At 64.0% G+C, this 12,762-nt stretch carries 14 protein-coding genes, 1 other RNA gene and 1 pseudogene; 10 read left to right on the top strand and 6 right to left on the bottom strand.

Features of this window, described 5'->3' with window-relative positions:
• Positions 1 to 247, top strand: a pseudogene (locus LPZ50_RS13830) (ATP-binding protein); the annotation flags it as partial.
• A 5-nt stretch (positions 248 to 252) separates the two neighbouring features.
• On the opposite strand, the gene LPZ50_RS13825 reads toward LPZ50_RS13830, so the two are convergent.
• On the bottom strand, positions 253 to 1,164 hold the full coding sequence (locus LPZ50_RS13825; RefSeq protein ID WP_230662051.1) for a LysR family transcriptional regulator: 912 nt from the start codon (positions 1,162 to 1,164) through the stop codon (positions 253 to 255).
• Between the two features lie 130 nt (positions 1,165 to 1,294).
• Here LPZ50_RS13825 and LPZ50_RS13820 point away from each other — a divergent pair, with 130 nt between their 5' ends.
• The gene (locus tag LPZ50_RS13820) at positions 1,295 to 1,921 is read left to right on the top strand and encodes an FMN-dependent NADH-azoreductase (protein WP_230662050.1); all 627 of its coding nucleotides are present in this window, start codon (positions 1,295 to 1,297) and stop codon (positions 1,919 to 1,921) included.
• Positions 1,922 to 1,967: 46 nt separating this feature from the next.
• Here LPZ50_RS13820 and LPZ50_RS13815 read toward each other — a convergent pair whose 3' ends face one another.
• From LPZ50_RS13815 to LPZ50_RS13805, 3 genes are all read right to left on the bottom strand, one after another.
• Entirely contained in the window at positions 1,968 to 2,873 is a 906-nt protein-coding gene (locus LPZ50_RS13815; protein ID WP_230662049.1) for an NAD(P)-dependent oxidoreductase, read from the bottom strand.
• Between the two features lie 185 nt (positions 2,874 to 3,058).
• Positions 3,059 to 4,564: a tripartite tricarboxylate transporter permease gene (locus LPZ50_RS13810; RefSeq protein WP_230662048.1), complete on the bottom strand. Its 1,506-nt coding sequence runs from the start codon at positions 4,562 to 4,564 to the stop codon at positions 3,059 to 3,061.
• 13 nt (positions 4,565 to 4,577) lie between these two features.
• Positions 4,578 to 5,042 (bottom strand): tripartite tricarboxylate transporter TctB family protein, encoded by a 465-nt coding sequence (locus LPZ50_RS13805; protein ID WP_230662047.1) that lies wholly within the window; start codon positions 5,040 to 5,042, stop codon positions 4,578 to 4,580.
• 414 nt (positions 5,043 to 5,456) lie between these two features.
• On the opposite strand from LPZ50_RS13805, the gene LPZ50_RS13800 reads away from it, so the two are divergent.
• The 4 genes from LPZ50_RS13800 (at position 5,457) to LPZ50_RS13785 (ending at position 7,276) form a co-directional block, all read left to right on the top strand.
• Positions 5,457 to 5,903 carry a hypothetical protein gene (locus LPZ50_RS13800; RefSeq protein WP_230662046.1) on the top strand — a complete coding sequence of 149 codons (447 nt, stop codon included), beginning with the start codon at positions 5,457 to 5,459 and terminating at the stop codon, positions 5,901 to 5,903.
• Entirely contained in the window at positions 5,903 to 6,217 is a 315-nt protein-coding gene (locus tag LPZ50_RS13795) for a cell division protein ZapA (protein ID WP_230662045.1), read from the top strand. Before LPZ50_RS13800 ends, LPZ50_RS13795 begins: the two co-directional genes overlap by 1 nt.
• A 44-nt stretch (positions 6,218 to 6,261) precedes the next feature.
• A non-coding RNA gene (ssrS, locus tag LPZ50_RS13790) (6S RNA) lies at positions 6,262 to 6,446 on the top strand.
• Positions 6,447 to 6,523: 77 nt separating this feature from the next.
• The gene (locus tag LPZ50_RS13785) at positions 6,524 to 7,276 is read left to right on the top strand and encodes an SIMPL domain-containing protein (protein WP_230662053.1); all 753 of its coding nucleotides are present in this window, start codon (positions 6,524 to 6,526) and stop codon (positions 7,274 to 7,276) included.
• On the opposite strand, the gene lgt is transcribed toward LPZ50_RS13785, so the two are convergent.
• A complete protein-coding gene (gene lgt / locus LPZ50_RS13780) occupies positions 7,239 to 8,039 on the bottom strand; it encodes a prolipoprotein diacylglyceryl transferase (protein WP_230662044.1) in 801 nt (266 codons plus the stop codon). The two genes, LPZ50_RS13785 and lgt, sit on opposite strands and share 38 nt — an antisense overlap.
• Positions 8,040 to 8,147: 108 nt before the next feature.
• On the opposite strand from lgt, the gene ilvD reads away from it, so the two are divergent.
• The 3 genes from ilvD to msrA are packed head-to-tail and all read left to right on the top strand — an operon-like array spanning position 8,148 to position 10,771.
• Entirely contained in the window at positions 8,148 to 9,833 is a 1,686-nt protein-coding gene (ilvD, locus tag LPZ50_RS13775; RefSeq protein ID WP_230662043.1) for a dihydroxy-acid dehydratase, read from the top strand.
• On the top strand, positions 9,817 to 10,170 hold the full coding sequence (locus tag LPZ50_RS13770) for a c-type cytochrome (RefSeq protein ID WP_230662042.1): 354 nt from the start codon (positions 9,817 to 9,819) through the stop codon (positions 10,168 to 10,170). Before ilvD ends, LPZ50_RS13770 begins: the two co-directional genes overlap by 17 nt.
• A 46-nt stretch (positions 10,171 to 10,216) precedes the next feature.
• Positions 10,217 to 10,771 carry a peptide-methionine (S)-S-oxide reductase MsrA gene (msrA, locus tag LPZ50_RS13765; RefSeq protein ID WP_230662041.1) on the top strand — a complete coding sequence of 185 codons (555 nt, stop codon included), beginning with the start codon at positions 10,217 to 10,219 and terminating at the stop codon, positions 10,769 to 10,771.
• 15 nt (positions 10,772 to 10,786) lie between these two features.
• On the opposite strand, the gene hppD is transcribed toward msrA, so the two are convergent.
• The gene (hppD, locus tag LPZ50_RS13760) at positions 10,787 to 11,899 is read right to left on the bottom strand and encodes a 4-hydroxyphenylpyruvate dioxygenase (RefSeq protein WP_230662040.1); all 1,113 of its coding nucleotides are present in this window, start codon (positions 11,897 to 11,899) and stop codon (positions 10,787 to 10,789) included.
• Between the two features lie 155 nt (positions 11,900 to 12,054).
• Between hppD and LPZ50_RS13755 the strand changes: the two genes are divergently transcribed.
• A complete protein-coding gene (locus LPZ50_RS13755) occupies positions 12,055 to 12,531 on the top strand; it encodes an Lrp/AsnC family transcriptional regulator (RefSeq protein ID WP_230662039.1) in 477 nt (158 codons plus the stop codon).
• Positions 12,532 to 12,762: the final 231 nt, after the last annotated feature.

Below are 12,762 nucleotides of genomic sequence, written 5' to 3'. Positions count from 1 at the left end.
GGGCGCGCGCGCGCGGGCGTTCGCCCGCTTCGACCGCGTGGGGTCCGAAGGCGCCACGGCATCCGCCGGGTCGGGGCTGGGTTTGTCCATTGCGCGTGCCTATGCGCGCCGCAACGACGGCGATATCGAATTGCGCGACGGCGAGCCCAATCCGCAGGGCGGGGTGGGGCTGGCGGCCGTGCTGTGGGTGCCGTTGGTCGATGCTCAGGCGCTATCGCAGGCCACCGGGCAAGCCAGGAGCGCCTGAGGCGGTCATTGCATGCGGGCGTACAAGCCGGGCAGGCGGCTGGAAATGAAGTCCAGCAGCGCGCGCACGGCGGGCGTCATGCCGCGGCGCGACGGATAAATGCAGTGCACGATGCCGGTGGGCGACCGCCATTCCGGCAGCACCTGCACCAGTTCGCCGCGGCGCACTTCTTCATAGGTGGCCACGGTGGGCAGCAGGGCGATGCCCCGGCCCCGCACGGCAGCCTCGGTCAGCACGATGAAATCGTTGCAGCAAAGCTGCGGGCGCAGCGCCACCACGACTTCTTCGTCCTGCCGGTTGCGCAGCGGCCACCGCACGTCCGACTTTGGATCGCTGAAGCTCAGGGTGGTGTGCGTGGCCAGTTCTTGCGGACTGTCGGGCGTGCCGTGGCGCTGCAGGTAGGCCGGGCTGGCCACGATACTGCTGCTGGCCATGCCCAGGTGCTTCACCACCAGCTCGGCGTCGGTGTCCAGGCGGGTACGCACGCGCAAAGCCAGATCCACGCCTTCCCGGATCAAGTCCACCCGGCGATTGGTGGCCAGCACCTGCACCGAAATGCTGGGCCAGGCGTCCAGGAACTCGGGCAGCAGCGGGGCCAGCATCTGCTGTGCGATCGCCACCGGGCAGCTCACGATGACCGGACCGCAGGGCTGTTCCTGCAATTGGCGCATGGCGTCTTCCGCCGCCCGCGCCGACGCGGTCATCTCCCGGCAGTAGTGCAGATAGCGTTCGCCCGCCAGCGTCAGGCGCAGGCGCCGGGTGGTGCGCTGCAGCAGGCGCACCCCCAGGGTTTCCTCCAGCTGGGAAATGCGGCGGGACAGGCGCGACTTGGGAATATCCAGGGCCCGCGAGGCGGCGCTGAAACCGCCATGCTCGACCACTTGGGAAAAATAGAACAGGTCGTTCAGGTCCTGCATCGGGGTGGCCTCCGGGTATTGTCCTGTTTATGGAACATATAGTTCATCATAACCGGGTTTATGGTTCTAATCATCCTGGCTACAGTGGATACATGTCCACCACGCCGCGACAGCGGCCCCGGAGAACCTCATGAAAACCCTGGTCATTCTTGCTTCGATTCTTGGCGAACGTTCCAAATCCACCCAGTTGGCCCACCACTTGATCCAGCGCCTGCGCCAGGCCGAGCCTGAGGGCACGGTCCAGGTGCGCGACCTGGGCGCTGCCCCGGTGCCGTATTTCGACGGCGCCACCGCGGGGGCCTTGTTCACGCCGGCCGACCAGCGTTCCGCCGACCAGGCCGCCAGCGTGGCCCGCGGCGACGCCCTGATCGCCGAACTGTCCGAGGCCGACCGCATCGTCTTCGCCGTGCCGGTATACAACTTCAGCCTGCCCGCGCAACTGAAAAGCTATATCGATCACGTGACCCGCGCGGGCGTCACCTTCCGCTACACCGAGCAAGGCGTGCCCGAAGGCCTGCTCAAGGGCAAGCAAGTGCTGGTGCTGAGCGCCCGCGGCGGCAAGGCCCTGGGTACGGCCGATGACACCCTCACGCCCTACCTGACGCAGATCCTCGCTTTCGTGGGCCTGGCGGATCCGGTTTTCATCTCGGCCGAAGGCATGGCGCTGGGAGAACTGGCCGCCCAGGAAGGGCTGGCCCTGGCCAAGCAGCACATCGACGCGCTGGTGGATGCCCGGCCGCAGCGTCTGGCTGCCTGACGCTGAAGCGGGTGCCGCCTGCCAGCGGCAGGGCGGCACCCGGGCCTCAGCCTCGCAGGCGGGTGATCAGGCTGGACGTGTCCCAGCGCCCGCCGCCCTGTTTCTGTACATCACCGTAGAACTGGTCTACCAGCGCCGTCAGCGGCAGGCGGGCGCCGTTGTTGCGAGCCTCGGACAGCACCAGGCCCAGATCCTTGCGCATCCAGTCCACGGCGAAGCCAAAGTCGAACTTGTCGTCCACCATGGTGCCGCCGCGGTTTTCCATCTGCCAGCTCTGGGCCGCGCCCTTGCTGATCACGTCCAGCACCAGTTTCATATCCAGGTTGGCGGCCTGCCCGAAAGCGATGGCCTCCGACAGGCCCTGCACGATGCCGGCAATGCATACCTGGTTCACCATCTTGGCCAGTTGGCCTGCGCCCGGTGCGCCCACCAGGGTGACCGCGCGGCCAAAAGCCTGCGCTACCGGCTTGATGGTATCGAACGCGGCCTGATCGCCGCCGCACATGACGGTCAGCACGCCATTTACGGCGCCCGCCTGCCCGCCCGATACCGGGGCGTCGACGAATTGCAGATCCTGCTTGCGGGCCTGGGTGTACAGTTCGCGGGCCACGTCGGCCGACGCGGTCGTGTGGTCCACGAAAATCGCGCCCGGCGCCATGCCGGCAAGCGCGCCGTCCTCGCCCAGCACCACGCTGCGCAAGTCGTCGTCGTTGCCGACGCAGGCAAACACGATGCTGGCGCCGGCGGCGGCCTCGCGCGGCGTCGCGGCGCTGCGCCCGCCAAACTCCTGGGCCCAGGCCTGCGCCTTGGCGGCCGTGCGGTTGTATACGGTGACGTCATGGCCGGCGCGCGCCAGGTGGCCGGCCATGGGCAGCCCCATGACGCCCAGGCCCAGGAAAGCGACTTTCTGGGCCGCGATTTTGTCGTAATCCTTGGAACCGATCGATGCCATGCATATCTCCGGATTGAGTTGTAGTCGGGGGGGAAAGCTAGAACGTTACCGCAATCGGCCCGCCCCTTGGCGAAAAAACACCAACCGTGCCCGGCACCGCCCGCTGCGGGCCGCGCTTGCGCAAAAAAAATGCCAGCCACTCGCGTGGCTGGCATGGGCTCATGAAATGACCAGGGCTGGCGCCGTCACTCTTCTTCGACGAAGGTTTCCTGGCGCTTCTTGCGGATGGACGGCAGCGCCACGATCACTACCAGGAACAGCGCAACCGCCAGCAGCGAGGCCGACAGGGGGCGTTCGACGAAGGTCATGAAGTCGCCGCGCGACAGCAGCAGGGCACGGCGGAAGTTCTCTTCCATCATGGGGCCCAGCACCAGGCCCAGCAGCAGCGGGGCGCCTTCGCACTTCAGTTTCGACCACACGTATCCCACCACGCCGAAGATGGCCGTCGTGAAAATATCGAAGGTGTTGTAGTTCAGCGAATACACGCCGATCGTGCAGAACACCAGAATGGCCGGGAACAGGATGCGGTAGGGCACTTTCAGCAGCTTGACCCACAGGCCGATCAGCGGCAGGTTCAGCACCACCAGCATCAGGTTACCGATCCACATGGACGCGATCAGGCCCCAGAACAGTTCCGGGTGGCTGGTCATGACCTGCGGGCCGGGCTGGATATTGTGGATGGTCATGGCGCCAACCATCAGCGCCATCACGGCGTTGCCCGGAATACCCAGCGTCAGCAGCGGAATGAACGAAGTCTGCGCGGCCGCGTTATTGGCCGATTCCGGTCCGCCCAGGCCGGCCGGGTGGCCCTTGCCGAAGCGTTCCGGGTTTTTCGACAGCTTCTTTTCCAGCGTGTACGAGGCAAACGACGACAGCACCGCGCCGCCGCCGGGCAGGATGCCCAGCATGGAACCCAGCGCCGTGCCGCGTATCGCGGCCGGCGCCGCTTCCTTGAACTCTTGCTTGTTGGGGTACAGCGAGCCGATCTTGTCGGTGATGTCGACGCGGTTTTCCTTCTGCTCCAGGTTGGTCATGATTTCGGCGAAGCCGAACACGCCCATGGCCACGATGGCGAAGTCGATGCCGTCCTGCAGCTCGGGAATGCCGAAATCGAAGCGGGCCACACCCGAGTTCACGTCGGTGCCCACCATGCCCAGCAGCAGGCCCAGCACGATCATGGCGATGGCCTTGGGCAGCGAGCCCGAGGCCAGCACCACGGCGCCGATCAGGCCCAGGGTCATCAGCGAGAAGTATTCGGCGGGGCCGAACTTGAAGGCCACTTCGGCCAGCGGGGGCGCGAAGGCGGCCAGCAGCAGCGTGGCCACGCAGCCGGCGAAGAACGAGCCCAGGGCCGCAATCGCCAGGGCGGCGCCCGCCCGGCCATTGCGCGCCATCTGGTGCCCGTCCAGCACTGTCACCACCGCGGATGTCTCGCCCGGCAGTGCCACCAGGATGGCGGTGGTGGATCCGCCGTACTGCGCTCCGTAGTAAATACCCGCCAGCATGATCAGGCCGGCCACCGGGGGCAGCACGTACGTGATCGGCAGCAGCATGGCAATGGTGGGCACGGGACCGATGCCCGGCAGCACCCCGATCAGGGTGCCCAGGATGCAGCCCAGCAGGGCATAGGCCAGATTCTCGGGCGTGAACGCCACCGAAAAACCCAGCGCCAAATGTTCAAACAATTCCATGGCCGGTTACTCCTCAGTTCAAGCCCAGAAACGACGGCCACAGCGGGAAAATCAGCCCCAGCCCTTTCACGAATGCCAAGTACGAGAACACCACCAGGAATACGCCGTTGGCGATGGCGACTTTCAGGTTGAATTCATGGCTGGCCAGGCTGCTTGCCACCACCAGGATGAACACCGATATATAGATGCCCAGCCCCTTCAGAATCAGGCCATACAGCACGACCGAACCGATCACCAGAAAGGCGATGCGCCAGTCGAATTTATCCACATGGGTCTCGGTGGCGCGCTTGTTCAGCGATCCGATGAGCACGATGGCTCCCAATAAGGCCAGGACGAGCCCCAGCGCGAAAGGGAAATATCCCGGTCCCATCCGGGCGGCGGTACCCATCTGGTAGCTCGCCGCTTTCCAGGCGAATCCCAGGCCCAGGGCGATGAACATCACCCCCGACCAGAAATCCTGCCGATTGCGTAGCTGCATGGTCTACTCCTATTTACAGCATGTGAGTTGAAGCTCGATCCCTTGCGGACCTGGCGCAAGCAGGCACTTGGAGATGCCGTTGTTTCTTGTGGATCAAGGAGGGGTGCCCGTTTTGGGCAGCGCGCATGGTAGCGAAGGGGGATGGGGCTGCAAACACGCCTTGTCCGCCGCGCCGATGGGGTTTTCCCTAAAACCGGGGGCCAAGTTGTAACCCCGGGCCCGAACGGGCCAGGAATGAAAGCAAAGTGAAAGTCAATAGAAAGAGCGGCGAAAGCCGCCACGGACATCGGCGAACGATTTATGCTTCGGTCTGGCCAGTCTGAGCCGGCCGCGCAAGTCCTACCGAATATTGCCGTGTTTCTCACGTTGCGTGCGGCCGCCCGGCCGGCGCCCGGATGGTTTACGATAGCGCCCATGCTGCAAGACCTCGACCAACTCGCCGCCCGTATCGGGCAACTGGTGCAACGCACCCGGCAAATCCATGCCGAGCGCGACGCGTTGCGTGTACGCTTGAATCAAAGCGAAACCAACCAGCGCGCGCTCGAACAGCGCTGTGCCGACAACCAGGCTGAAATCCAGGCCTTGCAGGCCAAGCTGCAAGAGCACGACGGCACGGCCGCCGGCATGCTCGCCGAAGCCCGCCAGGCCGAGGCCGACCTCCGCGAGCAACTGGCCCGCGAAGTCGCCGAGCGGCAAGCCGCTGAATCCCGCGCCAGCGCGCGCGAAACCGAATTGCAGGGCAGCCTCAGCGCGCGCGACACCGACCTGCAGCGCCTGCGAGTGGCCGCCGCGGCCGCGCGCGAACGTATCGACACGGTGCTGGCGCGCTTGCCCGGCGCACCCTCCGGAGAGCAACCCTGATGGAACGTATCGATGTCACTATCCTGGGGCGCGACTACTCCCTGGCGTGCTCCACCGACGAAAAACCGGCCCTGATGGCCGCCGTGCGCCATGTCGACCAGCTCATGCTGCGTATCCAGGGCTCGGGCAAGGTGACCAGCAATGAACGCATCGCCGTCATGGCGGCGTTGCAGGTGGCTGGTGAACTGCTGGCCATGAAGGCGGCCCCCGACGGCCCCCTGGGGGGTTTGGCGGTCGGTGACTTCAAGCGTAGAATTGAGGACATGAATTCCATCCTCGACGACGCCTTGTCGGGCCAGGAAAAATTGTTGTAGGGCGCAAGCCCCCGGCGTGCCGGCAGCACGCGATGTTTTTCAGTTTGTCCCTGCCGTGTCCGTGACTCGGCCATACATTCTCTGAACCTATGTCTTACGGCATATTGGTTGCGTGAATGGTGGGCTGGAGCGATTGTCTCTCGTAGATGAACCCGACGCTCAACGGATCGCGACCACCTTGAACCTCACGGTTCGAGATGCCGGCCTAGACGGCACAGGCGGGGCATCTTTCCCGGCGGGCCTGCTTCTTCGCAGGTCCGCGCCGGACGTCTTCATCCTTCCCTTCCTCTACACAGGCTTGCCATGATGCACTCCCATCCCGTGCTTTCATTGAACCGGATCGTGGCCGCGTGCTGCGCCGCCCTGGCCCTGGCCGCCGCGCAGCCGGCGCTTGCGCAGCAACCCCAGCCCGCGTCTCAGGCCGACGAGGCCGTACGGGCGCCCGAACTCAGCCTGCAGGCCTCGGCGTCATCCGAGGTGCAGCAAGACACGGTGCGTATCACACTGGCCGTCGAGCTCGAGGCCGCGTCGCAGTCGGCCGCCGGCCAGGAGCTCAGCAATGCGCTCGACGCCGCCTTCAAGCGCGCTCAGGGAAACAAAGGGGTAGAAGTGCGTACCGGCGGTTTCAGCGTCTGGCCCAATACCAACGAAAAGGGCAAGATCCAGAACTGGCGCGGCCGTGGTGAAATCACCCTGGAATCCAAGGATTTTGCCGCGGCGTCTGCGCTGGCCAACAAACTGTCTGACAAAACCGCCATCACGCAAATCAATTTCCTGCTGTCGCGCGAAGCGCGCGAGGCTGAAGAGCGCAAGCTGCTAAGCCAGGCCGCCGAGGCTTTCCGTGAACGGGCCCTGGCCGCGGCCACGGCGTTTGGCTTCAAGGGCTACCAGGTGCGGCACCTGGAACTCAGCGGGGGCGGGTCGCAGGTGCCGGTGCCGCGTCCCATGGGGGCGCAGATGATGGCCAAGAGCAGCAGGGCCGAAGCCGCCGACGTGCCGCTCGAGGCCGGGCAGGTCACCGTCAGTATTTCGGTGAATGGGACTGTCGCCTTGCACTAAGTACGTACATCGCCACACCTATCAGCACCATGGGCAGGGACAACCACTGTCCCATGCTCATGCCGCCGGCCAGCAGGCCCAGGAAATCATCCGGCTCGCGGGTGAATTCCACCAGGAAGCGGAAAGCGCCATAGCCGATCAGGAACATCGCGCTTACCTGGCCGGTGGGGCGCGGCTTGCTGGAAAACCACCAAAGCAGCGCGAACAGCACTATGCCTTCCAGTCCCAGCTCGTACAGCTGGGACGGGTGGCGCGGCAGGCCGTCGCCCGATTGCGGGAACACCATGCCCCACGGCACGTCCGTGGGGCGGCCCCACAGCTCGCCGTTGATGAAATTGCCCAGCCTTCCCGCGCCCAGGCCCAGCGGAATCAAGGGGGCGATAAAGTCGCTGACGGCAAAGAACGACATGCCTTTCTTGCGCGCGAACAGGATCATCACCAGGATCACCCCGATCAGCCCGCCATGGAATGACATGCCGCCTTCCCACAGGTAGACGATTTCCAGTGGATGCGCCAGATAATAGGCGGGCTTGTAAAACAGCACATAGCCCAGCCGCCCGCCCAGCACCACGCCCAGGACGCTGTAGAAAATCAGGTCTTCCAGATCGCGCGCCTGCAGGTTGGGGGCAAGGCCGCGCGCCAGCCGCACGCGGCCCAGGATATATACCAGTGCAAAGCCCACCAGGTACATCAGGCCGTACCAGTGGATGGCCAGGGGGCCCAGGCGCAGGGCAATGGGGTCAAACTCAGGATAGTGCAGCATATTCCGCCACGCAGAAAAAGATTGGTCGATAATAACCGGCGAACGTGTCGTCATACGACGACGGCGGCTGGCCGCTGCGCCGGCCGCGCAACATACCGGAGACAGACCATGCCGAACAATGAACGTTCACGCCACATCACACATGGGGTCGCCCGCGCGCCCAACCGGGCCATGTACTACGCGCTGGGCTACCAGGAAGCCGATTTCGACAACCCCATGATAGGGGTGGCCAACGGGCATTCCACCATCACCCCCTGCAACAGCGGGCTGCAGCGCCTGGCCGACGCCGCGATCGGCGCTGTGCGCGAATCCCGCGGCAATCCCCAGGTGTTCGGCACCCCCACCATCTCCGATGGCATGTCGATGGGCACCGAAGGCATGAAATATTCGCTGGTCTCGCGCGAAGTCATTGCCGACTGTATCGAAACCGCCGTGCAGGGCCAGTGGATGGACGGCATCGTGGTCATCGGCGGTTGCGACAAGAACATGCCTGGGGGCATGATCGCCCTGGCCCGCATGAACGTTCCGGGCATTTATATCTACGGCGGCACTATCAAGCCGGGCCGCTACCAGGGCAAAGACCTCACCATCGTGTCGGTGTTCGAGGCCGTGGGCGAATACACCATGGGCCGGATGAACCAGGAAGATTTCAAGCAGATCGAAAAATGCGCCATCCCGGGTTCGGGCTCGTGCGGTGGCATGTACACCGCCAACACCATGAGTTCCGCCTTCGAGGCCCTGGGCATGAGCCTGCCGTATTCCAGCACCATGGCCAATGAAGACGATGAAAAAGTCGTATCGGCTGCCGAGTCGGCGCGCGTGCTGGTCGACGCGGTCCGGCGCGGCGTGCGCCCGCGCGACATCATCACGCGCGAATCCATCGAGAACGCCGTGTCCGTCATCATGGCCACCGGCGGATCCACCAATGCCGTGCTGCACTTCCTGGCCATCGCCCATGCCGCCGAAGTCGAATGGACCATCGACGACTTCGAACGCATACGCCGCCGCGTGCCCGTCATCTGCGACTTGAAGCCCTCCGGGCGCTATGTGGCTACCGACCTGCACCGCGCCGGCGGCATTCCGCAAGTCATGAAGCTGCTGCTCGATGCCGGCCTGCTGCACGGGCACTGTATGACCATCACGGGCAAAACCATCGCCCAGACGCTGGCCGACGTTCCCGCCGAGCCGCCCGTCGGGCAGGATGTCATCCGGCCCATCGGCCGCGCGCTGTATCCGCAGGGCCACCTGGCCATCCTGAAAGGCAATCTCTCACCCGAGGGCTGCGTGGCAAAGATTACCGGGCTGAAAAACCCCGTCATCACAGGCCCGGCCCGCGTGTTCGATTCCGAAGACGACGCCATGGCCGCCATCATGGATCGCAAGATCAGCGACGGCGACGTGGTGGTCATCCGCTACGAAGGCCCCAAGGGCGGCCCGGGCATGCGCGAAATGCTGGCGCCCACGTCCGCCCTGGTGGGACAGGGGCTGGGCGAGTCCGTGGGCCTGATCACCGATGGCCGGTTCTCGGGCGGCACCTGGGGCATGGTGGTGGGGCATGTCGCGCCCGAGGCTTATGTGGGTGGTCCCATCGCGCTCATCCAGGAAGGCGATTCGGTTACCATCGACGCTCATCAGCTGCTGCTGCAGCTCAATATTTCAGACGAGGAAATGGCGGCGCGCCGCAAGGCCTGGGTCCAGCCCAAGCCCCGGTATACGCGCGGCGTGCTTGCCAAATTCGGCAAGCTGGCCGGCACCGCCAGCCGTGGGGCAGTTACCGATGCATTTGAAGCGTAGTCTGGCCGCAGCCGTCGCCTGTGGCCTGTGGGCCGGCCTGGCGGCCGCCGTCCACGCCCAGGGCAAGGCCGATGGCCTGGCCCTGGCCCAAAGCCGGGCCTGCATGGCCTGTCACCAGGTCGACAGCAAACGGGTGGGCCCGCCGCTGCGCAGCGTGGCCGAACGCTACGCGGGGCAGGGGGATGCCATGGTCGAATACCTGGCCGGCAAAATCCGCGGCGGCGGCCGTGGAGCCTGGGGAGCGGTGCCCATGCCGGCACAATCCCAGGTCAGTGACGACGAGGCCCGCCAGTTGGCGCACTGGATCCTCTCGCTGGCGCCAGCCAAGCCCGAATAACGGCGGCCTCGGCAACGCGGGGCGGCCTGTTCAACAAGGAATGCAAATGTCGGAACAATCGTCAGGAAACACCGAGGTCGCCGTGCTGGGCGGCGGCTGCTTCTGGTGCGTAGAGGCTGTGCTGGCCGATCTGCGCGGCGTCGTCAGCGTGCTGCCAGGCTACAGCGGCGGGCATGTCGAGCATCCCACCTATGAACAGGTGTGCGGCAAGCATACCGGCCACATCGAGGTGGCGCGGGTCGAATTCGACCCGGCGGTGCTGTCGTACAGCGACTTGCTGCGGGTGTTCTTCGCCACCCACGATCCCACCACGCCGGGCCGCCAGGGCAACGATGTCGGCCCGCAGTACGAATCGGCCATTTTCTGGCAGAACGACGCGCAGCGCCAGCAGGCCCGGGATGTCATGGCCGAAGTCGAGGCGCAGCACGTCTACGACGCGCCGCTGGTCACGCAGCTGCGCGAACCGGCCGCGTTCTGGCCGGCCGAAGACTATCACCGCAATTATTTCTCCCTGCATCCCGAGCAGGGCTATTGCCAGTTCGTCATCGCACCCAAGGTCGCCAAGTTCCGCAAGCAGTTCCAGGACCGCCTGGCGCGATGACTCCGTACGTGGCGCTTATTCCACGCTCTTGACCACGCCGCGGCGCATCTGGTCCAGTTCTATCGATTCGAACAGGGCCTTGAAATTGCCTTCGCCAAAGCCGTCATTGCCCTTGCGCTGGATGATCTCGAAAAAGATCGGGCCGATCTGGTTCTCGGTGAAAATCTGCAGCAGCAGCCCGCCGCCGGGTGCACCGTCCAGCAGGATGCGGTTCTCCTGCAGGCGTGCCACGTCCTCGCCATGGTTGGGCAGGCGGCGGTCCAGCAGTTCGTAATAGGTTTCCGGTGTATCCAGGAAAGCCACGCCGTTGCTGCGCAGGGCTTCCACCGTGGCATAAATATCGTCGGTTGCCATGGCGATGTGCTGGATGCCTTCACCGCGGTACAAGTCCAGGTATTCCTGGATCTGGCCTTTTTCTTCCGTGCCTTCCTCGTTGATCGGAATGCGGATATTGCCGCAGGGCGAGGTCATGGCCTTCGATTTCACGCCGGTCACCTTACCTTCGATGTCGAAATAGCGGATCTCGCGGAAGTTGAACAGACGCTCGTAGAATTCCGACCATTCCGCCATGCGGCCCTTGTGCACGTTGTGCGTCAGGTGGTCCACCAGCGTCAGGCCGGCGCCCGCGTGCGTCAGGTCGCTTTCCGCGGTTTGTACATCCAGCGGCTCAAAGTCCACGTCGTAGATGCTGATGTCGCCGATCCCGCCGTGGCCGTTCTTGCCGCGCCAGCGGTCCACCAGGTAAATCAGCGAATCGCCGATGCCCTTGATGGCCGGAATGTTCAATTCCATGGGGCCGCTGTGCGAATCGAACCCCCAGGCGCCGAGTTCCAGCGCGCGTTGGTAGGCCTTGGCCGCATCCTGTACGCGAAAGCCTATGGCACAGATCGACGGGCCGTGCAGCCTGGCAAAGCGCTGCGCAAACGAGTCGGGTTCGGCATTGATCAGGAAGTTCACGCCACCCTGGCGGTACAGTGTCACATCTTTATGGCGATGGCGGGCAATGGCCTTGAAGCCCAGCGTCTCGAAAACCTTGCGCAGTGCCGCGGGGTCCGGCGCGGCATATTCAATGAACTCAAAGCCTGCGGTCCCCATCGGGTTGTCCCAGGTCTGGAAAGTGTTGCTCATGGCAGGGCGCTCCCTCTCTTGTGTTCGGATGACTTGAAAATCAAGCCCAGGCGCAAATTGTAGGCAGCAATGCCGAGCAGACGATTGCAAATCTGGCGCACAACAAGGATATTTGGGCAATAATATTGCTGGTTTATTGTTTATTTAGGATAAATATGGCCGAATCTGAGCTCGATCGGACAGATCGGAGAATCCTGGCCGAATTGCAGCACGACGGCCGGCTCAGCAACCAGGAATTGGCCGATCGCGTGTCCCTGTCGCCTAGCCCCTGTCTGCGGCGAGTACGCCGCCTGGAAGAGCGCGGCTACATCAAGCGTTATGTAGCCCTGGTCGATGCCGAGAAAGTAGGGCTTGGGCTGCTGGCATACGTCTCCATTCGCCTCAACAAGCATGTAGGCGGCAGCCATGCTCCCATGGGTGAGTTCGCCCGGGATGTGCAGCGCTGGCCTGAAGTAGTCGAGTGCTACGCCATGTCGGGCGACATGGACTACCTGCTACGTGTTCAGGTGGAAGACCTGGCCCATTTCTCCAGCTTTGCCATGGATACCCTCATGCGCCATCCGGCCGTGGTGGACATGAAATCCTTCTTCGCCCTGCAGCAAATCAAAGAAACTACCGAACTGCGGCTGTAGTGCGGCTCTCTATATAGTAGATGGAAGCGCGCCGCCGGGCGTGGGTAGTCAGGGTATGGGTGGGAACTTCCGAGCGAAGCCAGTCCGACCCCGTTATTTTTGGATATTCAAAAAAATAGTGTCGCACTTGATGTCACACCCTTGTCGCCTGTGCTATAGTCTCGCTCCTTCGCTGCTTGAACGGCAATTTGGTTCAGGTAGCGGTGCCGGGGTTTTAGTTGCACCGGCCGG

This window comes from Bordetella petrii (assembly GCF_020991325.1).
In the GTDB taxonomy this organism is placed as follows: Bacteria; Pseudomonadota; Gammaproteobacteria; order Burkholderiales; family Burkholderiaceae_B; genus Bordetella_A; species Bordetella_A petrii_E.
Note: the sequence above shows the minus strand (reverse complement) of the source record. Positions and strands in the feature narration are given on the sequence as shown.